The organism is Fodinibius sp. Rm-B-1B1-1, from assembly GCF_038594945.1.
GTDB lineage: Bacteria > Bacteroidota > Rhodothermia > Balneolales > Balneolaceae > Fodinibius > Fodinibius alkaliphilus.
In genome coordinates, this window is sequence record NZ_JBCFYD010000002.1 from 1,571,402 (window position 1) to 1,594,805 (window position 23,404).

Consider the following 23,404-nt stretch of genomic DNA (forward strand, 5'->3'; position numbering starts at 1 on the left):
GAAAATCCGCGGCCCAAAAGAATTCAACATGAAAGTTCGAAGTTACATCAAAGGGGAATGGGTTAACAAAGGCAAAGAAAAAGACCTCATCAGCGCGGTGACCGGAGAACCAGTGGCACAGATGCTTGAAGCTAATCTGGATTACAAAGGCGCCTGCGAATATGCTCGTCAGCAAGCCGGACCGAAACTCCGCGCCATGTCCATTCACGAACGGGCGTTCAAGATCAAGTTTCTGGCTCAGTACCTGATGGAGCGGAAGGAAAATTATTACGAATTATCTACGCATACTGGTGCCACACGACAAGATTCCTGGATCGATATCGAAGGGGGCATCGGCAGCATGTTTACGCTATCCAGTAAGTCACGTATTGAGCTATCCGACCTCCCCTACCACGTGGAAGGCAGCCACGAGCGGCTATCACGCGAAGGAACATTTGTAGGACAACATATCTGCGTGCCGCGTCATGGGGTAGCCGTGCATATCAACGCCTTTAACTTTCCTGTTTGGGGGATGTTAGAGAAGCTGGCTCCATGTATTATTTCTGGGATGCCGGCCATTATCAAACCCTCTCCTGTTGGCTCATATCTGGCTTATAAAGTTTTTGAGGATATGCTGGAATCGAACTTACTTCCCGAGGGCGCCATCCAGTTTATTGCCGCCGATGTGCCGGGCGACTTGCTTGATCATCTTAACAGTCAAGATTCGGTTTCTTTTACAGGGTCGGCAGCTACGGGACAAAAGCTAAAATCCCATCCTAATATTGTCGCTAATAACGTACGGTTTAACCTCGAAGCCGATTCGCTGAATTGCTCTATTCTGGGTGCTGATGTTACGCCCGACATGGAAGAGTTTGATCTCTTTGTAAAGGAGGTTGCTAATGAAATGACGGTAAAGACGGGGCAAAAATGTACGGCTATTCGGCGGACAATCGTCCCCAAAAAACGTGTTGATGATGTCGTAGAAGCACTCAAAAAACGACTTAACAAAACGACCGTTGGCGACCCTGCAAAGAAAGAAACGCGGATGGGTCCGCTGGCCAGTACACTGCAAGCAGATCGCTTTCAGGAACAAGTTTCATCCCTTTTGGAAACAACAGAATCGGTGTACAGTAATGGCAATGGTCAGCACAAAGGTGCATTCACCGGTCCAAAAGTGTTGCTTTGTCACAAACCATTGGAAATGGATGACGTACACAAAGTAGAGGCCTTTGGTCCCATGACCACGGTGATGCCATACAAATCAAATGAAGAAGCCATTGAACTGGCCAACAAAGCAGATGGTTCGCTGGTGGGTTCTCTCTTTACAGCAGATGACGATATTGCTCGAAAAATTACGCTGGGCTGTGCGCCCTATCATGGACGTTTTATGGTTATCAATCGCGACTCTGCTGAAGAGTCTACGGGACATGGATCTCCTATGCCACACATGGTGCACGGCGGGCCGGGACATGCAGGTGGTGGCGAAGAGCTGGGGGGAGCTCGGGCTGTCATCCACAACATGCAGCGTGTGGCTCTGCAGGGATCCCCAACGACGCTGACTAACATTACGAACCAATATATTAAAGGGGCCGAAACGAAAGAAACAGATCCCCATCCCTTTCAACAGTATTTTGAAGACTTGGAAGTGGGAGAAGCCCGAACTACCGACACACATACGGTAACGGAAGAAGATATTGAACGATTTGCGGATTTATCCGGTGATGAATTCTATGCACATACCGATCCCGAGGCAGCTGAACGTTCGCTATTCGGTAAAGTTGTTGCCCATGGATACTTTGTACTTTCCCGTGCGGCGGGACTGTTTGTACATCCTGATGAAGGGCCTGTAATCCTAAACTATGGATTAGAGAATCTTCGATTTGTTGCCCCGGTTGCTCCCGGTGATACCATCCAGGCGAAACTCATTGTTAAGAGTAAAAAAGTCCGACAGAAAAAAGCCAAGGATAAATTCCCGTTTGGGATTATCTATTGGGATGTGGAAGTCACAAATCAAGATAACGAGCTGGTAGCCGAATATACGATCTTGACACTCATCAAACGTCGCGAAGTGCTGGATATGGATATTTTTGAGGAGGGATAAAAACAGCTGTCAGTTATCAACAATCAGAATAATTTTAGCTAAAAGCTGACTGCTGATTGCTCGGTACCAGCATTATTTAATTTTAAAACTACAAAAGTAAATTAATGAGTCAGAACGGAGAAATTACGACCAACATTGAAAATAACATCGGAACGATTGAATTTTATCATCCCAAGGGGAATTCTCTACCGGGACAAATGCTCCGGGATTTAGCTGACACTATCACCGATATGGGCAATAATTCCGAAGCCCATGTGCTTGTACTTAAAAGTCGCGGTGATGGCGCATTTTGTGCTGGGGCGTCGTTTGACGAGCTCATTGCCATCGATGACTATGAAGAAGGCAAACACTTTTTTATGGGTTTTGCGCTGGTTCTAAATGCCATGCGTCAGTGTCCAAAACTGATAATCGTCCGCGTGCAAGGCAAAACGGTAGGTGGTGGCGTAGGTATTGCATCTGCAGGAGATTACACTATAGCGCACGAATCTGCAGCTATTAAACTAAGTGAGTTAGCCTTGGGTATTGGTCCTTTTGTAGTTGGTCCCGCAGTCGAGCGAAAGGTGGGAACTTCAGCATTTAGCACACTTTCTGTCGATGCCTCGAGCTGGAACAGTGCAGAATGGGCACGTGAAAATGGGTTGTTTTCAAAGATCTGTGAAAATCACTTTGATCTGGATGAAAAAGTGGATTCACTGGCGAAGCAGCTCTCAAATTATAGTCCTGATGCGATGAAAGAACTCAAAAAAGTACTCTGGAAAGGGACTGAAGACTGGGATGAACTGCTGGAAGAACGAGCAGAAATTAGTGGACGATTAGTGCTATCAGACTTCACCAAAAACTTTATTGAGGAGTTCAAAAATTCCTGATTATTTAAAATGGATTGTACAGAAGTTCAGGAAGCTCTGCGTGAAATTGCTGATCCCGAAATCGCGGAGCATTCACAGCGATTCTTTAAAACTGGTCCCGGAGAATACGGTGAAGACGATAAATTTCTGGGGATCCGCGTGCCCAACATTCGGAAGGTTGCCCAGAGGTTTAAGCAACTTTCGCTGGGGGAAACCGAACTCCTACTTCACTCTGATTATCATGAAGAGTGTCTCTGTGCGCTTATTATTCTGGTCAACAGAGCTAAAAAAGCAAATTCCAAAGTAAAGAAAGAAATTTTTGAGTTATATCTTTCAAACTTAAAGTATATTAATAACTGGGATTTGGTTGATACTTCGGCCGAACATATTGTAGGTACATATCTCTCGGATAACGACCGATCAATTTTGTATCAGCTGGCCAAATCCGAGAATCTATGGGAGCGCCGGATTGCCATAATAAGTACTTTTCATTTCATTAAGAATGATGATTTTGAGGATACGCTGAACATTGCCAAGCTACTACTGAATGACGAACACGATCTTATCCACAAAGCAGTGGGCTGGATGCTTCGGGAAGTCGGCAAACGCGACATAAATGTAGAGGAAAGGTTTTTAAATCAATATATCAAACTGATGCCTCGAACAATGCTACGTTATGCCATCGAAAAATTTCCTGAAGAAAAACGACAACATTATCTCAACATGTAACTACTTATTAGGCACTTTTACTGGGGGTGCTTCGCGTTTAAATTTTAGTATAAATTCTGTTCCATTTTCGGTGTTTTTAAAACTAAATGTCCCCTCTACCTGTTTACACAACGTCTCAACCAGCGTAAGTCCCAATGTTTCGCTCTGCGTGATATCAAAATCTTCTGGCAACCCTTGTCCGTTATCCACTACTTTGAATATAATTCGGTTGGTGTCTTTTTCTTGAATATCAATGTCAATTGTACCCTTTTGCTGATTTACAAAAGCATGTTCATAGGCATTGCTAACAAGCTCATTTAATATCAATCCACATGGAATACCTTGGTCAACACCCAGTTTAAAATCATCAATATCAATTTTGACTTCGATATCTTTAGCCGGACTACTAAACGAGTAATTAATGATTTCGACCAGCTCATGAACATATTGCTCGAAGTCAATTTCTGCCAGTCGCTCATTTTGGTACAATTTTTCATGAATCATCGAGATAGACTGTACACGACGCTGACTTTCGAAAAGTACCCTGCTCGCAAATCTATTATCGGCATGCCCCATTTGTAGCTCAAGCAATCCCGAAATTACCGCCAAGTTATTTTTGACACGGTGATGTATCTCTTTGATTAAAACTTCCTTTTCTTCGAGTGCCTCTTGTAGATCTTTCGTCTGCTCGTCTACCAATGTTTTAAGGCGCTTCTTTTCAAGCATACCAAGTCTAACTCTGATATATCCATAGATCATCCCGACTAAAGCAACAACCATAAGTCCGATAAACCATGATCGTTGCCAAAATGGATATGCCACTGAAAATGAATATGAAGCTGTTAAAAGATCCGATTTGTCTCCCTCTGCCCCTTGCAAAGCCTGAACTTTAAAAGTATAGTCACCGGGCTCTAAATTTGTATAAGTAGCAGTATTTGCCGAAGTCATAGGCATCCACTCCTCTTCGAATCCTTCTACTTTAAACCTATACCTAATATTTTGGGGATTCATATAATTTATACCGGAAAAATAAAATGTATAGGAATGCTCACCATGAGGAAAAGTAACGGAAGGGTACTCCAGCTGACCATTAGAATAGTTCAACTGCTCAGTATAATTGTTCCAATCAATAACCTTACCATTATGCTCAATCCTCGTAATATTGGGTATAGGAGCTTTTTGCGGATACGTTAGCTTATCTACATCTAACTTTAGTGCTCCATTCATACTTCCGAACCATGCATTACCTGCACTATCTACCGCTATGGCATTGGGGTTAAACTCAACACCTAACTCTTTTCCACTAAGTCCATATCGGACCAAACTCATACTTTGAGTTTTATTGTACCTGGGTACATTTAGCCTGTTGAGTCCACCATTTGTACCCTGCCACAAATACCCCTGCTTATCAAACCACAAAAAATGCGTGGCAACCAATTTCATGCCCTCTTGTCGACCAAAATTCTTGACGCTATAATCCTCTGATTGATTCTCAGGTTGTAAAACAGAAACACCCCCACTGGTCCCAACCCAAATATTTTTATCTGCCCCTTTTACCGCATAATTTACTGAATTATTATTTAATCCATCCTCAACGGTGATGTTGTTAAATCCCCGTCCATTAAAAACACTTAATCCACTTGTAGTGCTAATATAGTATACTGTATCAGCAACTTGGTTAATATGCTGTATTACATTACCAGGCAATCCATCTTCAGCTGTATAAGTAGTAAGGGTATCGTCATCCAGGATATATAATCCCTCATCAGTTCCAATCCATATTCGATCGTTATTATCGATACTTACATCAGAAATAAACGAACCCTCATAATCAGAGGCGAAATCATAAAATTGGTTACCGTCAAACCCCATGAGCTCATTACCAGGCATAACAATTAAGAGATCCCCATCAGGTAGCTGCGCTATCTCCCGGATGTAATTATTTTCGTACGGTTTTGGCAATGAATAAGATGTTAATCGTTTTCCATCAAACGATTGTATTCCTTCTTGTGTACCTATCCAAAGGGTATTATTGTGATCAAAAAAGAGGCTCAATACGGCATTTGAGTTCAGCCCAAAATCTTCATCATAAAATCTAAAGGCATCTCCTTTGTACAAACTAATGCCATTTTCGTTAGTCCCAATCCACATATTGTGATCCCGATCCTCATAAAGCAGGTATACGTAATTACTGCTCAACCCATTTTTACGTGTTAAATGGGTATACCCGCTCCCATCATAGATAAATATTCCCTTGGTTTCAGTACCGATCCAGATATCTCCATCTGCAGCTTGGCGCACATCAAATATATAATCCAGAGAAGTGCCATTTATTTCAGTAATAGCAGTAAAACGGGCGCCATCCCAAGTTGAAATACCATTATTTGTAGCCATCCAGAATGTACCCTGCTGATCTTCAATGACGCGATATACCCTGTTGCCGGCAAGTCCGTCGTCAGTAGTATAAGTAGTTATTTCTCCGCCATCGAAGACTGCAATCCCCTCTTCGGTACTTACCCAAATATCACCTGATGAACTTTTATAGATATCCCAAACAGAGTTACTTGGCAATCCATCCTCAGTCGTTAGTCTGCGAAAATCATTGCCATCCCATATGAATATTCCGCCCTGGAATGTGCCAAACCAAATTTCGCCGGTATCAAACTCTTCCATAGCCCATACTTCAAAGTCGGACAAGGAGGAACCAGAAAAGGGATCAACTAAACTATCGGCTTGGAATGTAACAACTCCGCCGGGTTCATTCGCTATCCAAAGATTTTCTTTTGAATCCTCAAAAATACGGTGAATGGTATTACTTCGTAGTCCATTTTGGCTGGTATAAGTCTTAAAGTTATGGCCATCATAGCGGACGAGCCCTCCGCCATTAGTAGCAATCCAGATAAAACGATCTTCGCTTTGATGGATATCATGCACTTCTCCATGTGGTAACCCCTCGTTAACCGATATCCTTTTAAAATCGTACCGCTGTCCATATCCCATAAGTGGTAGAAGAAGCAACAACAAATGGATAGCCCACCCTCTTTTAATCCCCATCACCCTATGATTTAATTACAAAAACCCGCTTTACAAAGCACATCCAATATTAATAACCTAAAAAAAGCTTTATAAAACAAAGAGAAGCAATCTATTGACCTGCTTACGTCGGGATATCAACAACCGTTTCTTCTTTTTCAAACATCAATTTAAAAAACGTGCCCTTACCTGTATCGCGTAGTGTATAGGAGCCTTGTAATTGCTGACTTAATGTATCAATAAGAGTAATTCCCAGGCTCTCTCGTTCTTGAGTTTCAAAATTTTCGGGCAGGCCCTTACCGTTATCTTCTACCATTACCTCAATGTTTGAGCCTGTATAATTAATAGTAATATCAATCTTCCCGGCATCCTGCTGGGTAAATGCGTGTTCAAATGAATTACTTATCACCTCGTTCAATATCAACCCGCATGGGATCCCCTGATCAATACCAAGTTTAAAATCGTCGATATTGAAGTTCACATTGATGTCTTTATCGGGATAACTGAAAGAATAGGTTATAATTTCAATCAGCTCACGCACATATCTTTCAAAGTTTATTTCAGCAAGACGTTCATTTTGATACAACTTTTCGTGGATCATCGATATCGATTGCACCCGGCGCTGACTTTCGGAGAGTACACGGTTGACAAATCCATTGTCTGCTTGGTCCATCTGCAATTCAAGCAAGCCCGAAATTACCGCCAAATTGTTTTTAACCCGGTGGTGAATCTCCTTAATTAATACTTCTTTTTCCTCCAAGGCCTTCATCAGATGCTCTGTTTGTTGGTCTACTCTTTTTTGAAGCTCTCGGTTTTCAAGCTTGTTAACTCGAAATTGTATATACCCATAAATAAGTACGGTAACCGAACAAGCTATCAAGGCATAAAACCAGTAGGTGCGCCAAAACGGAGCTGCAATAGAGAAGCTGTAACTTGTTTGATTATTTTTCCATTGAGAGTTACTATTTCTGGCTTGAACAACAAAGGTATAATTACCCGGATCTAAATTTGTAAAGACTGCCGAGTTATCCTGGGTTTCAGGCAACCATTCTTCATTAAAGCCTTCAAGTTTATAGCGGTACGTTACATTATCTGGCGTAGTAAATGAGATACCATGATATGTAAACTCGAAAATATTTTTGTCTGAAGAGAATTCAATAGAAGGAAAATCAAGTGTTCCATTTTGATAGTCTAGCTCCTCACTATATTGCGACCAGTCTACACGTGAACTGTTCGCCTTAATATCCGTGATATTCAAATCTGTAATTGATATTTCCTCCATATTTTCTGGCGTAATAGACACTACCCCCTTCATACCTCCCATCCAGGCATGCTTTTTACTGGAAGCAGCCAGCGACTGAAAGTTAAATTCCATGCCAATTCCTTCATCTGTCAGGGGATAATGAGTAACACGCATTGAGTCGGTCTCATAATATGATGGCACATCTAATCTTTGGAGCCCGCCATTAGTTCCCTGCCAAAGATAACCCTGCTCATCGAACCATAAGAAGTGGGTATTTAAAAGAACCATCCCATCGTCCTTGGTAAAGTTTTTAATTTCTGTGGGTTCATTATTTACAACGCCTTTTAACACCGAAACTCCTCCTCGAGTACCAATCCAGATATTCCCCTTATTGTCTTCGGTGATATAGTTTACTTGGCTATGGAGCAACCCATCATCAATGTTGAGAGAAGTGAAATCCCCGTCCTGAAGTATACTTAACCCATAGTAGGTACCAATCCATTTTCGTCCATTACTATCCTCATAAACATGAAATACTCTCGTATTAGCCAAGCCATCATTTTCAGAAAAATGTTCAACTTCGTGGCTATTTAGATTAACGCTATAAAGACCACTATCCGTGCTAAGCCATAATAGATTAGATCGGTCAATCAACAAATCATAAATAAATAATTTTTCTAATCCGTACTCAGCAGAAAAATCATTGAATGTATTTCCATCGAATTCTTTTAACGTACTATCTGGCATTGCAACGAGCTTATTACCATTAGGTAAGCTGGTAATATTCCAGATATGGTTATTATCAAACATCCCAGGCAACTCATAATCTTTGAAAATTTCTCCATCAAAAGACGCAATCCCACTGGTTGTTCCCATCCAAAGAATATTCTCTTCATCGATGTGAACATTCAATATCTCGTTATTCGATAACCCTGTTTGTTCATTATAAAAAACAAAGCCACTCTCACGATATAAATTTGCCCCGTCTTCATCGGTTCCAACCCAAATATTATTATCAGCATCCTCAAATAATTTATAAATGTAATTACTACTGAGTCCATTTTTTTCGGTGAGCTGAGTCACGCTATCATCTTCAAACAGAAAGAGTCCATTATCTCTTGTTGCCGCCCAAATAGTACCGTCTGCAGCCTTTATTATCTCATAAATAAAATTATTCTTGGTTGGACCATTTTCTCTCTGTACAAAATTAAACTCTTCTCCATCCCATGCTGATATACCACGATTTGTAGCAATCCAAATCTCGTCTTTTTCTATTTCCGAAAAGTTATAGATGGTATTTCCTGCCAGTCCATCTTTTTTATAATAACTGGCAAAGTTTTCACCATCATAAACCGACATGCCGTTAGCCGTTGCAATTAAAATATCCCCATCCTTTTTTTCATGGAGTTCCCATACACTGTTAGAAGAAAGTCCTTCTGCTGTTGTATATCGGACTATCTCCTCATTTTTTAAGACGAAAATACCTCCCTTATATGTACCAAACCATATACCTCCATCCCTGGATTCTTCAATAGTTGTTACAGCATAAGAATTCAGCGAATCATTTTTTATTGGATATACTAAACTATCGCCCTCAAATTTAGCCACTCCCCCTCCATCGGTGGCAACCCATAAATCATCTTTCGAATCAACGAATAATTCTTCAACAAGGTCATTCTTTAATCCATCCTCTCTGGTATAGGTTGTGAATGAATTGCCATTAAAACGAGCCAGCCCTCCACCATAGGTGGCCATCCAGATATATCCATCCTGTGTTTGTACGATATCATGGACTTGTGATTGTGGTAATCCCTTATCAACAGAATAGGTCTTAAAGTTATAATGTTGACTGTACCCTAACAAAGGAAGAAATAGTAGGCATATACAGCCGAAGCATAATTGTTTAATATACATTAGATGTAATTTCTTGTCCTGTAGATGAGGCCCTTCTATCACATAAAACAGAAAATCAATATGTAAATCAATAAATTGAAGGCAAGAGATTTAAATCCTCCCAGGACATCACTAAATAATCAGGCCGGAAGATCTATTGATGGTTGCTCTTTTTCGAATTCCAACACAAATAATGATCCTTGCTCAGTATTTTTCCAATCTATCGTTCCCATGAGCTGTGCTCCTAATGTCTCAACAAGAGTAAGACCCAGACTCTCCTGTTCTTTATCTCGAAAATCTTTGGGCAAACCTGTACCGTCATCAGAAACAGTAAGCCGTAACATCTTATCCCCAATGAGTGAGATAGAAATATTAATGGTTCCCGAGTCTTGATTGATAAAAGCATGTTCAAAAGCATTACTAACTACCTCATTGAGTATAAGTCCGCAAGGAATACCCTGATCAACACCTAATTTAAAATTATCAATATCGATATTTACCGAAATATCTTTACTGGGATTACTGAATGAATAGGCTACAATATCGACAAGTTCTTTTACATATTTTTCAAAATCGATTTCAGCCAAATGTTCGTTTTGATACAGTTTTTCATGGATCATTGAAATCGACTGCACACGCCGCTGGCTTTCGGAAAGCACCCGACTTACAAAATTATTTTCGGCATGCCCCATCTGCAACTCAAGCAATCCTGAAATTACGGCCAGATTATTCTTTACCCGGTGGTGTATCTCCTTTATTAATACCTCCTTTTCTTCAAGGGCTTTGGTTAAATGCTCGGTCTGTCGATCGACTCTTTTTTCCAGCTCCCGTTTTTCGAGTTTATTAACTCTAAATTGAATATATCCATAAATTAATACTACTATTGACGAAGCCACCAAAGCATAAAACCAGTAGGCGCGCCAAAATGGAGGAGCAATAGAAAATGCAATACTTGCTTGATTATTCTCCCAACTTGCCTCTCCTATTCTTGCCTGCACAATGAGTTTATAATTTCCAGGGGCTAAGCTCGTATATGTTGCTTTATTGATCACCGATGGTTCTGACCATTTTTCTTCAAATCCTTCTAACTTATATCGATATGTAATGTCTCCATAATCTCCAAATGCCAAGGCTGAAAACTCAAAACCATACGTATCTTGTCCATATGAAAATTCAATATTCTCATACAAAGGACGACCAAACTGATAAGAAAAATCACTTATCGCTGAGCTCTTTTCGATACGATTTGAGTTTTTTTCGATCTTAGTAAAATAAACAGGCAATGCTAAATCCGGTTGATGCAAATCTTCTGTATCAACTTCCAGAATCCCATTCATAGTGCCAAACCAAACAGTAGAACTATCTATTGGTAAAACTGCTTTGTGGTTGGTTTCAACACCAATACCCTGATTTGACAATCGATAATGCGCAATTTCCATTCTGCCCTCTTCACGATAGGTTGGTACATGGAACTTATGAATTCCCCCATTGGTACCCTGCCACAAATTTCCTAATCGATCAAACCATAAAAACTGCGTAGTGGTTAAAACTAATCCATCCTCTTTTCCAAAGTTGGTTATGTTTTGAATATTATCATCATCGTCCAACTCAACATGACTAACTCCACCAGCTGTTCCTACCCATAAATCCCCGGCCCCATCAGATGTGATATATGTTACCTCTTTATGTGCTAAACCATCATCGGGCATATAATTTACGAATGTTGAACCATCGAACTTGCTTAATCCATCTCGAGTACCCAACCAATAGTTATCTCCCTGCTGATAGATATGCAAAATAACATTGCCTCCAAGACCATCCTCGATAGTATAATGTTCTAACTGCCCGTCTCTATAATTAAAAAGACCTTCGTTGGTTCCAACCCAAAGGCCATCATTTTGATCAATATAGAGATCATAAGTAAACCAGTAATCAAAACCGTTTCTCTTTGAAAAATTCTGAAACTCATTCCCGTCATATTTATAAATGGCATCATTGGGCATTAAAAAAAGCATATTGCCATTACTAAATGAAGCTATATCCCAAATTGTCCCGAGCTCATCGTACTCATCAGGGAATGCTAAATGACTGAATGAACCATCCCCATCATGTTTATAAATTCCTTTGTAAGTACCAACCCACGTATTCTGCCTCTTGTCTTGATAAAGACTTAATACAGAAGACGATCCTAAACCTGATTCCTCGCTAAAAAACTTGAAGTTATCTCCAGTATATAGTGTAATCCCATCTTCGTTAGTACCGATCCAGATATTGCCTTGATCATCTTTATGAAAATCATAAATCCCATTACTGCTCAATCCATTTTTTCTTGTTAAATGACGACTGGTAGTATCAGATATTTCGAATATTCCATTCTGCAAACTCCCCAACCATACCCCCCCAGAGGAGTTAACAACAATATCCATTACATATCCTATCTCAGCATCATTAACGTCTTCAATTGATGAAAACGTACTACCATTCCATATGGAAACACCATTATCAGTACCAATCCATAAGTTCCCTTCATGAGGCAAAAAGGTAAAGGCCTTCTCGGCATGGAATCCATCCTCTTCAGAAAGAGACGAAAATGATTCTCCATCAAAAATTGAAATACCGCGTTGCGTCGCAATCCATATATCACCATTACTATCTTCCCAAAAATCCCAAACAGTATCGAAAAGCAACCCATCTTCAGTAGTATATTGCTTAATATTCTCTCCATCATAGATAAAAAACCCTCCCTCTTCGGTCCCAAACCAAAGCTCTCCTTTCTCCCGAACCTCGGTAATATTCAATACGGTATAATAACTTAAAGCCGTACTATCAAATGGGTAGACAATAGAATCAGCCACCATTTTACCCACCCCACTTTTATAGGTCCCTATCCAGAGCGTTCCCGAAGAATCTTCATAAAGGGTTTCAACACTGCTATCCTTTAACCCATCATCGTTTGTAAAACTCGAAAACTCATACCCATCAAATTTCGCAAGCCCTCCACCATAGGTACCGGCCCAAATAAATCCATCCGATGTTTGCAACACCTCGTGTACTTTTGGATGTGGGAGCCCTTTATTTACGGAGTAGGTATTTAAATTATATTGCTGAGCATACATACTTCCTGCAAAAAATAGGTATAGAAAAGATAGAATAAATAGTTTTCTAATAACCATAGCTCACATGTAATTAAACCGACTGTAATATAAAACTGATAGGATTTACCAATGGCCTTAAAACTACCCCAAATACGTAAATCGGGGTAATATCCTCAAAATAAACTTTTTATAAAAATATTAATCGTTTTCAGACTCCACGTTGTTGCTCAGCAGTAAAAAAGGCCTCAATATGTGCTCCATTATTACTTGAATAATTTAAGTCCCCATCTAATTGGGCTACCAACGTTTTTACAAGGTCTAAGCCTAACGATTCGATATCTTTTTCTTTATCACCAAATCCTTTTCCATTATCACTCACTTGTATCATAATATCGCTGTCTTCTTGTTCGACCAATACTTTTATAATACCATCCTCTCCCTCATCAAATGCATATTTAAAAGCATTAATAACCAATTCATTAATCAAAAGTGCCGACGGTATTGCTTGATTGATATTAAGTGTAATACCTTTTATTTGTGATTGGATTTCAATATCAGCATAGTCGGTTGAATATACTTCCCCGATTGCATCCAACAAGTCAGATACATAACGGTCGAATTCTACATATGATAACGACTCTGACTGGTATAACTTTTCATGAACCAAGGCAATACTTTGTACCCGAAGATGACTTTCCTGCAGGGCTCTCTGTGCACTATTATCTTCCGATTCCCACATCTGCATCTGTAATAAACCTGATATAACAGCCAAATTATTTTTCACCCTGTGATGTATTTCGGCCAATAACACTTCTTTTTCACGCAACGATTCCGAAATTTTCTGCTGGGCTTTCTTTTGGGCCGTAATATCACTTGCCACAAAAACATGCCCTTCAATATTACCACTTTTATCTTCTATAGTACCTCTTGAGATACTTACAGGAATGACTTGTTCTCCATTAGTAGCTATTTCCCCTGCGTATGTCTTGCCGTGTACATCGGTATGCTCATTACATATCTCCCCGGGAATTTCTTGAAATATCGATTGAATTGACTTGCCCAACAGTTCACTCTCATCACAATTAAGCATTTGCAAGACCGAAGAATTAGCTCGCAGAATGCGAAAATCTTCATCCGTTACAATCAGCAAATCAGCCATTGCCTCAACAATGCTATCCACATAATCCCGCGATACTGTCGTTTTACTCAAATTCTCAGCCATCCGGTCAAAGGTATTACTAAGCTGACCTAATTCATCATTCGAATCATAATCAATTCTGCTATCCATATTGCCTTTTCCAAAACTCTCGGCAGCCGCAGCTATTTTGGAAATGGGATTTGCAATCGAACGATAAATATAAAATACAAGTACAATAGCAATTAAAAGGGCAACTACAGTCCCCCCAATGAGTATATTATTAATCCGATCAAGATGAACACTCAACTGGGTTATTTTTTGCTGATGACTATCCTGGATATGATTTCTAAACCGCTCGATCAGAGGAAGTAAATTAGTGCGAAAATAGGGCTCAATAGTGACCGTAAAAAACTCTTTGCGATCTTCATAATTTTCAGAACCCATGACTTGGAATTGACTTAACAGAGCGGCATAATTTTGATACCTTTGCTCTATCTTATCTATCAAATTAATGATACCATTGGTATCTAAAGAATTTGCAAAAATATCTGGTGGACTTGTTTTAATAAGCCCTCGCAGCTCATCCAAACCATCTTCAAACCCTTCAAGAGCTTTATTAATCTCCGCAATCTGTACTTCTTTCTCAGTGCTGCTCCGGTCATAATTCATTGAAAGAGTTTCGCGGTAACTATCTTCTAATAAATACTGGGTTCTCGTCAAACTTCGAAATAATTGTAATTCCAGCTCTCCAGCTACTGTAATTTCCTGAATAGCTTTATTGCTTTCAGCTGTTGCTTGATCCTTGACTATATCATTCAAATAAGAAGATACCAACCCAATACCACCTATAAATAGGACAACAATTACAAAACTACCTATCAGCTTGGTACTTAGTTTCATAATAGAAATACCGTTACAGAGTACCCGTTAAAATTATTCAAACCTTCTTAGAAGCAGTTCAAACTCTATCTAAGCTGCTACACCAACTTCGAACAACTATTATAAAAAGAAGCTATAATTATGCTATTAAGAAAGTTAATATTTAAAATGCCACCAGTGATTCTATTTTATCAATAATTTTATCAGAGGTAGGTAATACCGAATCCATCAATCCAACGTTATATGGAACAGGGATATCGGGCATAGTTAATCGTTCAATGGGTGCGTCTAAATACTTAAATGCTTCTTGTGAAAGCACCGCACTTATTTCGGCACCAAATCCAGCCGTTTGGGTATCTTCATGCACAATCAAACAACGATTTGTTTGTCGGACGGATTCAAGCACCGCTTGTTTATCCCACGGCATAATTGATCTTAAATCAATTATATCAGCTGATACATCCATCTTGCTAACAGCATTTTCTACCTGCTCGCACATTGCACCCCAAGTAACAATAGTAAGATCCTCTCCTTCTTGTAGCATGTTCGCTTTGCCAATAGGAACTACATAATGATCCCCGGGATACGGTTTACGTGCATACTTCGCATCAAGTAAATTGCGATGTTCAAAGAAAACGGTTGGATTGTTGCTACGCATAGCAGACCGGAGTAACCCAACAGCATCTTGGGCATTGCTGGGCATTACAATTTGCCAACCTACAGCATGAGCAAAAAACACCTCGTTACTGAGACTGTGCCAAGGATCTCCACACTTGGCAAATCCGCCGGGCATGCGTACCACGATTGGCGCAGCAAATTGATTGGCTGTGCGCCAGCGAATTGTACCACAATTATTTAGCTGTTCCGTTGCAGGATCAGCATACTTGCGAAACTGAATTTCAGCTACCGGCATGAGTCCTGAATACGCAAGTCCCACAGAACGACCTATAATTCCCTCTTCCGATAAACTGGTATCGAAAACACGCTCATCACCATACTTTGTTTGTAGTCCCATCGTTGCGGCATGAACTCCTCCCTTGGCCCCCACATCTTCACCAAAAACCATCACCTTTGGATTGGTTTCGAGTTCGTAGTCCAGCGTCCTGCGAATAGCTTCAACAATATTAATACGTTGCTTTTCGGGTTCAGGCGCTTCTGAACTTTCCGGAAAGGTATGCTTCGAAGGCGCTAACCCACCTACCAGTTGTGTGTCTAAGCTGCCATCCTCCTTTTTTTCAGCAAAAGCGTATCGTTTTGTCGTTGTAGCATCAGGCGCAGGACGAGATAACGCTGCTTCACTAGCTTCTTCAATATCCTGTTCAGCGTTATCTTTAAACTCATTCCAGTCATCATCCGAAAACCGGTCAGGCACCAAAAATGATTTAAGTGAATCGAGCGGATCATTTTGCTGCTCCTCTTGAATCAACTCCTCCGGTTTATAGGCTTGATTATCCTGATAAGAGTGCCCGTTTAACCGAGGCATAGTGAGATGTATCAATGCTGGTCCCTTTCGGTCACGAACATAATTTACAGACTGATTAATAAGATCAGCAGCCTCAACCGGGTCGGTTCCATCTCCATCAAAAATGCGAATATTTTTAAAGGAGTACAGATTATTAGCAATATTTCCTCCCGGGGTCTGAAATTCTCCCGGCACAGAAATACCGTACCCATTATCTTCAACATAAAATAGTACGGGTAAATCCTGGGTTGTGGCAATCGTCAATGCCGACCAGAATCCATTAGTCGCTACCGAACCTTCGCCCCCCAATACAACTGAGATCGCCCGGTCATACTCTCCTTCCTCAAGCTCATTTTGATGATATTGGATGCCCTGCGCCCATCCGATAGCTGGAGTATATTGCGATCCCACGTCACCGGCCATTGGCAATACGGTTGGACCATCGAGACCCGGTTTATTGCACACTACTCCAATATCGCGGCCATCGCTATATCCCCCGGACTTACCCATGGGAGCAGCCATGGCATCTTCTAAACTTAATCCCAATGAAAGCATAAGTGGTCGTGATCGATAATAGGCACTGGCCGCATCGTGTTGATGTGTTAATTGCGATCCTAATAATATTTGACCGAGCTCATGTCCCCGTGCCGAAAACTGGTACAAGACATCTTTATTCGGAACTAACTCGTTTTCCTCTTTATCATCCATAGCCCGGGAGGTAAGCATGAGTTTAGCCAGCCACTTCCAATCAATGGATGAAATTACTTCGGGCATTTCTTTTTTCTCGGTGGACATAAATCGCAGATCTTTGGTCTTGCTTTAAAATTCCAGTGAATTCTTTACCTTCTCAAAACTATGTTCAAAATGCTCCATCTCCTTTTTACGCCCGACTGTGATCCGAACACAATTTGGCAACCCAAAAGCGTTTGTCTGTCGCAAGATCACTCCTTCTTGGAGCATAGCCTGTGTAAAATCCGTAGCTTGCTTTTCGGTGGATAAAACCATCAACACAGAATTCGAAATAGACGGCACATAATCAACATGGTGCTTCTCAAAAAATTTGTAGAGGCGTTTCTTACCTTTTTCAACCACATCCTTGCTTTTCTTGAGAAAACGCTGATCGCCCAAGGCCGCCAAAGCCGCTGCTTGAGCTGGAGTTGTTGGCTCAAAGGTAAGTTTCGTTTTCATCATATTGGCAATAATATCTTCGGAAGCAATAGCATAACCAATCCGAAAACCCGCCAGCCCATAAGCCTTCGAGAAGGTACGTAGCGTTATCACATTGTCATAGCCATAGTCTAACGAATGAGGATAGTCGGACACTTCTTTAGCATATTCAAAATAGGCCTCATCCATAATTACCAATACATCATCAGGCACTTTTCGCATAAATCGTTCAAATTCCGAATCCGTAATATACGTTCCCGTTGGATTATTGGGATTGGCAATATATACCATCTTGGTACGATTCGTAATCGCTTCGGCCATCGCATCCAAATCAAACCGATAATCTTCGGTGACCGGTACTTTCTTTACCGAGACCCCCCGAATATTTGCTTGAACAAAAAAACCGACGAACGTAGCGTCGGCAGTTATGGTTTCTTCATTATTTAGAAAAAAGGTACGACATAAATTGGCAATAACGCTCTCAGATCCAGCCGCAATCATTATATTTTCAGGATTAACGTTATTTAAATCGGCCAATACATCTCGCAGCTGACGAGCTATAGGATCGGGATAATCCTGAATCTCCTGCATTGCCTTCACCACTTCGTGCTTAACATTTGAGCTGCATCCTAATCGATTTTCATTAGAAGCTAACTTTGATATTTGCGGTGGCTGATACTCTTTTTCCACCTCGGCAATTGTTTTACCTGCCACATATGGAGATAAATCTCGAATATTAAACGGCACCAAGGGACGTTGGTTCGAATCAGCCATAATTACCTTAATAAAAACCTGTCAATTAGAATTAATACAAAGATTTTACAGTCGCAAATTCGGCTATAAATATGAATAAATTAGGCCACTTTAACAACGCTAAGCAGCGCAAAACTTTTAAAAAATCATTACCCTTTGTAAGGTCTCGTTGGGATTTGTACCTTCATTCAAAAAATAACTTTATCCTATGTCACAAGTTGCAATTGTTACCGGTGCAAGCCGGGGAATTGGTCGTGAAATTTCTAAAAACCTTGCTCAAGATGGTTACCATACTATTGCTGTTGCACGATCAAAACAACCGCTTCAGGAATTAGCAAATACCTCAGAAAATATCACTGCAATACCGACTGATCTTACTGATCAGAACGCCGTTGGTACTCTTGTTAACTTAGTGAATGATTTTTCTGGTGTTGATATATTGATCAACAATGCCGGTGCACTTATCAATAAATCGTTCAAAGACTTAACACTTGATGACTGGCGCTCCCAGATTGAAAGCAATTTGATTAGTGCTATTCACATTACCAAAGAGTTATTGCCCCAATTTAATCGTGATGCTCATATTGTAAATATTAGTAGCATGGGCGGTTTCCAAGGAAGTACCAAGTTTCCCGGTCTTGCTGCTTATAGCGTATCGAAAGGAGCATTAAGTATTTTAACTGAATGTCTCGCTGTTGAATTATCAGATAAAAATATTAAAGCCAATGCATTGTGTCTTGGAGCTGTACAAACAGAGATGCTGGAAGAGGCCTTTCCTGGCATTGAAGCTCCTCTCTCCGCAAGCGATATGGGCAGCTACATCGCTAAGTTTGCAGTCGAAGCAAGCGCATTTTACAATGGAAGAATACTCCCTGTTGCGCTGGAAGACCCCGAATAGTGATAAGTGGGATTCTTACTCTATATTTTCTACATTACCCCGTAATTTTAATCAGATAGAAATCAAGAGCCGTGAAAAAACATTTAGTGCTATTACTGGTTATTGCCTTCGGTATTCAGATATCCAACAACGTACTTCAAGCACAATCTATTGAGCTTTTGGGTAGCAGCACGCTTAATGGAGCTATGAATGGGGTACTCTTGGGTGGTGCAACCATGGCACTCCAAAACTCTAATGAATACCGTCCAGTAGAAGTTGGGCTAGGAACCGGAACCTTGGTTGGAATTGGAATGGGAGCTTACGATATGTCTCAAGTGAGTCAAGGGCAACAATTTTATATTTCCGGCACCTTCAATGACGGCACCAATCGCTCAATACTTGTTCTGCTTGATACCATTTATGGTGCTGCCGGTGGCATGGTAGTGGGCAGCTCTATTACACTTATTGCCAAAGAACGTATTGCAAAAGGATTGCAATATGGAGCTGGCACTGGTGCTTGGCTGGGATTTGGCTTTGGTCTTTTTGATGCTTTTGTACTTTCGCAACGGCCTGCCAATCTTCGGGCTTCATTAAGGCGTTCCAGCCATTCTGTAGGAGGTGTTATTTCTTACAGCAATGCCCATAAATCTGTTGAAGTGGGTCTCATAAATCCCCAAATTATTGAACAGAAAGAACTCTCAGCTAACAAGTTCCAAAAAAGCTACCAACCTGCCATAAATGTGGTAGAGCTGCAGGTAAATCTCTAATTAGTCTTCTTCTGTTCCCTCATAATCTTCTGGGGTATCGAATTGTGCTCCTTCTTCAGGTTCTTTAGCCAATGCAAGATAACGAATAAGCTCTTTGGCTGTATTAGAATGCCCGGAAAGAGATGGATGCAACCCATCACTCAAATAATTCCATGCTGCTGGTCCCGGTTTTTCTTCCTCCTGCTCTTCTACGCTGTCATCCGGATCCATCATCCGCTCTCCAAGAGGATCAACAATATATCCTTTCTTTCCAGTTAAAATCTCCCGGTATTGGCTTAAATCTTCTTCCGAGAGATCAAAGTGAAATAGTCGCATCTGCTGCAACATTTCTGGAATTACGGGAGGTGGACTCAACCAAATAAGTGGGTTATCCGTCACATCATTAACTACAGTCTCAATTGTATTCAAGTTTTCCCAGTAATCAGCCAGCGAAACAAGCGTTCGGTCAGGAGAAACATGTAAACGCTGGGCATCAAAAGTCCCTAATGCTACAATCACCCAATCAGGATCATGATCTAACACATCACGATTTAACCGTTTCAACGCATCCGTAGAGGTATCATAAGAAACACCACTATTAACAAATGTCAGATCGGCATCTTCCAGTCCAATGGTCAATACCTGCTCAAAAATGTTAAACCAGCTCTGCAGATCATCTGTCAGGGAATCGCCGATGGCTACAATAGTATCTCCCTCCTCAAAAGGAAGTTCATGGATCCATTCAGAAACTTCGCCATCTTCCAGCAATTCTATAGCTGCTTCCTTGGCATTAGAAGAAAAACGATCGCGAAGCTCTTTTAACTCATCGGTTTCCAATCCCATTAGCCCGGCTATCGCTTCCTCATTTTTAATACCTGGGAGTAATGGAAAACGCTTCTCAAGGTTTAAAAACTGTAATAGATAATTTTCTAATACTTCTTTCTCTTCTTTGCTTGCTTTATAGTCACTCATAATAATGCCTTTTTGAAAATTGTTTATCTAATTTTCTAATAATTCTTGTACGAGTCTTGGAGCGCCCTTGGCTGCTGGCTCCTGAATGTGTTTCCATCCTTCTAAGGTTCTAAGTTCTGGCGTGGCAGGATCAATGATGTATTTGGGGATATCTTGATCCACTAAGTCAACTAAACCTGCAGCCGGATACACTACAAGAGACGTTCCAACCACAATCAAGATATCTGCTTTGGGAACAACTTTAGATGCCTTTGAGATATTAGGAACGGGTTCCCCAAACCATACAACATGTGGACGAAGCTGAGCTCCATCTTCCGCTGTGTCTCCAAGTTCAATAGAATCCCCACCAATATCATAGATTAACGATGGATCATCTTCACTTCGAACTTTAGATAGCTCTCCATGCAAATGAATCACATCTGAGGCACCGGCTCGCTCATGTAGATCATCAACATTTTGGGTGATAATTGTAACATCGAACGCCTCCTCTAACTGGGCCAATGCTTTATGCCCAGCATTGGGTTCAACAGAATGTGCCTGCCTGCGACGTTGATTGTAAAATTCGAGTACTAACTCTTTATCACGCTCCCATGCTTGTGGAGTAGCCACTTCTTGAACATCATGCCCTTCCCACAAACCATCCGAGTCACGAAACGTCTTGAGCCCACTATCAGCACTCATCCCCGCACCGGTTAATACAATAATTTTGTCCATAGCATTTGTATTGATTACAAAGCTATTTTTAGCTGTGAGCGTGTTGGGGCAAAATAGATTTCAACCAAGAGCTCGATTCTTCATAATGTTCAACCACTTCAGGAGTTTTTTCGTTGGTAAAAGAGACAACCATCCGTTCAACATCGTTACGAAGAACCGCTATCGTATTATTAATCAAATCCTTATTAAAACCTTTATCCCCAAGGCGTAATGTAAATTCAAGCGAAATAACTCGGCTTATAATTTGTCCGAGCTCAACTAAGCGATCTTGGGCTAAAGTGTGATCAATTTTAAAATTAAGTACTTCAGAAAAATAATCTGCAGCTCTTTCTGTGAGCTTGTAATCACTTAAAAACGTGTGCAAGTTTTTAAGCTTAAGTTTACGCATATTTTTAAGCACTGATTCCGAAATCTGTTGATATAAAATATCATTGGATCCTTCAAAAATTTGAAATGGACGACTATCAATGAGCGCCCGACCAGCAATATGATCCAACCGGTATCCTTTAGCTCCAGTTAATTGCAATAGCGACTGTGCTGCCTGCTGCATCAAATCCGTAGTATAGGTTTTGATCGCATTTGCAGTTAAATCCATATTCGAAACATCCTTTGTTAACGGGACATTTTGACTCGTAAATGCACACATGGCAGAACAGATCGTAAATGAAGATTGCAACCTGTTTAGTCGCTTTTTAACCTGATCATAATTAAACAAACTTTGCCCTCCCACGTACCGTTCTCTACAATGGGTAATTGCCTCATCCATCAATCGTTTTAAAAAGCCAATACCCATCCCAGGAAATTGTAACCTGCTTCGGTGAAGGACATCAAGCATCATTTTTATACCAATCGATTTTGGTTTTAACTTGTACTCTTCCGGAACCGTGATATCAATTTTATTACGACCATAGGGCAGCATATATAAACCCAAATTCTTGTAGTACTCTTCAACCTCGATGCCACCTCGCTTACTATCATGGATAAAGAATCCAATATCGCGACCAAGACCGCCACCGGAATTTTCTTTACGTGCTGTAATCAACCAAAAGTCAGCAGCACCTGTTAATCCTGCCCAGTGTTTGGTTCCCGAAATACTATAAGCATCTCCATCTTCACTATGCACCTTTTTAAAGGAAGTTTCCATATGAAGAGCATCAGAACCAAAATCAGGTTCTGTAATCATTAACCCTCCCATATTATTTTCATGCAAAAACCGATCGAAAATAGATTGCTTTACCTCTTCTTGCCCATAATTTGCAACCGGCTGCAAAAATAAAGCTCCGTTTATCCCCATCATCAAAGAGAGTGGAAGTGACTCATAAGAACTGGCTTCTAACATTGCTAAAGCTTCATGAGTCTCCCCTCCTCGACCTCCATATTCATCAGGGATAAAAACACTAAGCGGCTTACAGTTCATCACTTCATTAAAAATTTTATCAGGTAAGCCACGATTCAAACTTAGCTTATCAATATCATCTTTAACATTAAAGAGGTTGTGTAATTTATTTTTGTATTGATTGATAAAATCAGAAAAGTCCATAACAAAAACAGGGTTTAAAAAAAGTTAAAAACGTTTTAACCATTAAATAAACGTTCTTATAAGCGAATAATATACCGAATTTATACTTCGGTAAAAACCTTTTAGACCTCTTATTTAATGTTTTTACCTATAAAACAAAAAAAGGTGACCCGTGGTATGGATCACCTTCTTTCGTATCAGTTGCTTGTCGAACATATAAATAAAAAAAAGAGCGGGCGGGGACCTACGCTTCCTCCCAAAGGGAAGTACCATCGGCGCT

Annotated in this window: 14 protein-coding genes; 5 read left to right on the forward strand and 9 right to left on the reverse strand. The window is 40.5% G+C overall.

Going from position 1 to position 23,404, the window contains the following annotated elements; all coding sequences use genetic code 11:
• Nucleotides 1-28 precede the first annotated feature (28 nt).
• From paaZ to AAFH98_RS14155, 3 genes are all read left to right on the forward strand, one after another.
• Nucleotides 29-2,080: a phenylacetic acid degradation bifunctional protein PaaZ gene (paaZ, locus tag AAFH98_RS14145; RefSeq protein ID WP_342523434.1), complete on the forward strand. Its 2,052-nt coding sequence runs from the start codon at nucleotides 29-31 to the stop codon at nucleotides 2,078-2,080.
• A gap of 104 nt (nucleotides 2,081-2,184) precedes the next feature.
• Entirely contained in the window at nucleotides 2,185-2,946 is a 762-nt protein-coding gene (locus AAFH98_RS14150; RefSeq protein ID WP_342523437.1) for an enoyl-CoA hydratase/isomerase family protein, read from the forward strand.
• 9 nt (nucleotides 2,947-2,955) lie between these two features.
• Entirely contained in the window at nucleotides 2,956-3,654 is a 699-nt protein-coding gene (locus AAFH98_RS14155; protein WP_342523438.1) for a DNA alkylation repair protein, read from the forward strand.
• Here the strand turns inward: AAFH98_RS14155 and AAFH98_RS14160 are convergent, their stop codons facing one another.
• The 6 genes from AAFH98_RS14160 to hisC all read right to left on the reverse strand — a co-directional run bounded on the left by AAFH98_RS14160 (nucleotide 3,655) and on the right by hisC (nucleotide 18,317).
• A complete protein-coding gene (locus AAFH98_RS14160) occupies nucleotides 3,655-6,687 on the reverse strand; it encodes a two-component regulator propeller domain-containing protein (protein WP_342523439.1) in 3,033 nt (1,010 codons plus the stop codon). It lies immediately after the preceding gene.
• Between the two features lie 103 nt (nucleotides 6,688-6,790).
• Nucleotides 6,791-9,823 carry a two-component regulator propeller domain-containing protein gene (locus AAFH98_RS14165; RefSeq protein ID WP_342523440.1) on the reverse strand — a complete coding sequence of 1,011 codons (3,033 nt, stop codon included), beginning with the start codon at nucleotides 9,821-9,823 and terminating at the stop codon, nucleotides 6,791-6,793.
• A gap of 119 nt (nucleotides 9,824-9,942) precedes the next feature.
• The gene (locus AAFH98_RS14170) at nucleotides 9,943-12,975 is read right to left on the reverse strand and encodes a two-component regulator propeller domain-containing protein (protein ID WP_342523441.1); all 3,033 of its coding nucleotides are present in this window, start codon (nucleotides 12,973-12,975) and stop codon (nucleotides 9,943-9,945) included.
• A 130-nt stretch (nucleotides 12,976-13,105) separates the two neighbouring features.
• Complete coding sequence (locus AAFH98_RS14175) at nucleotides 13,106-14,935, reverse strand: sensor histidine kinase (protein ID WP_342523442.1); 1,830 nt, start codon at nucleotides 14,933-14,935, stop codon at nucleotides 13,106-13,108.
• Between the two features lie 142 nt (nucleotides 14,936-15,077).
• The gene (locus AAFH98_RS14180) at nucleotides 15,078-17,171 is read right to left on the reverse strand and encodes an alpha-ketoacid dehydrogenase subunit alpha/beta (protein WP_342523444.1); all 2,094 of its coding nucleotides are present in this window, start codon (nucleotides 17,169-17,171) and stop codon (nucleotides 15,078-15,080) included.
• A 24-nt stretch (nucleotides 17,172-17,195) separates the two neighbouring features.
• Nucleotides 17,196-18,317, reverse strand: a complete 1,122-nt coding sequence (gene hisC, locus AAFH98_RS14185) for a histidinol-phosphate transaminase (protein ID WP_342523445.1) — start codon at nucleotides 18,315-18,317, stop codon at nucleotides 17,196-17,198.
• A 187-nt stretch (nucleotides 18,318-18,504) separates the two neighbouring features.
• On the opposite strand from hisC, the gene AAFH98_RS14190 reads away from it, so the two are divergent.
• On the forward strand, nucleotides 18,505-19,194 hold the full coding sequence (locus AAFH98_RS14190) for an SDR family NAD(P)-dependent oxidoreductase (RefSeq protein ID WP_342523447.1): 690 nt from the start codon (nucleotides 18,505-18,507) through the stop codon (nucleotides 19,192-19,194).
• Nucleotides 19,195-19,265: 71 nt separating this feature from the next.
• The gene (locus tag AAFH98_RS14195; RefSeq protein WP_342523449.1) at nucleotides 19,266-19,940 is read left to right on the forward strand and encodes a hypothetical protein; all 675 of its coding nucleotides are present in this window, start codon (nucleotides 19,266-19,268) and stop codon (nucleotides 19,938-19,940) included.
• Here the strand turns inward: AAFH98_RS14195 and AAFH98_RS14200 are convergent, their stop codons facing one another.
• From AAFH98_RS14200 to AAFH98_RS14210, 3 genes are read right to left on the reverse strand one after another with little or no spacing between them, the layout of a single operon-like run.
• Nucleotides 19,941-20,891 carry an SGNH/GDSL hydrolase family protein gene (locus tag AAFH98_RS14200; protein WP_342523450.1) on the reverse strand — a complete coding sequence of 317 codons (951 nt, stop codon included), beginning with the start codon at nucleotides 20,889-20,891 and terminating at the stop codon, nucleotides 19,941-19,943.
• Between the two features lie 27 nt (nucleotides 20,892-20,918).
• A complete protein-coding gene (locus tag AAFH98_RS14205; RefSeq protein WP_342523452.1) occupies nucleotides 20,919-21,605 on the reverse strand; it encodes an SIR2 family NAD-dependent protein deacylase in 687 nt (228 codons plus the stop codon).
• A 28-nt stretch (nucleotides 21,606-21,633) separates the two neighbouring features.
• Complete coding sequence (locus AAFH98_RS14210; RefSeq protein ID WP_342523453.1) at nucleotides 21,634-23,145, reverse strand: acyl-CoA dehydrogenase family protein; 1,512 nt, start codon at nucleotides 23,143-23,145, stop codon at nucleotides 21,634-21,636.
• Between the last annotated feature and the right edge of the window lie 259 nt (nucleotides 23,146-23,404).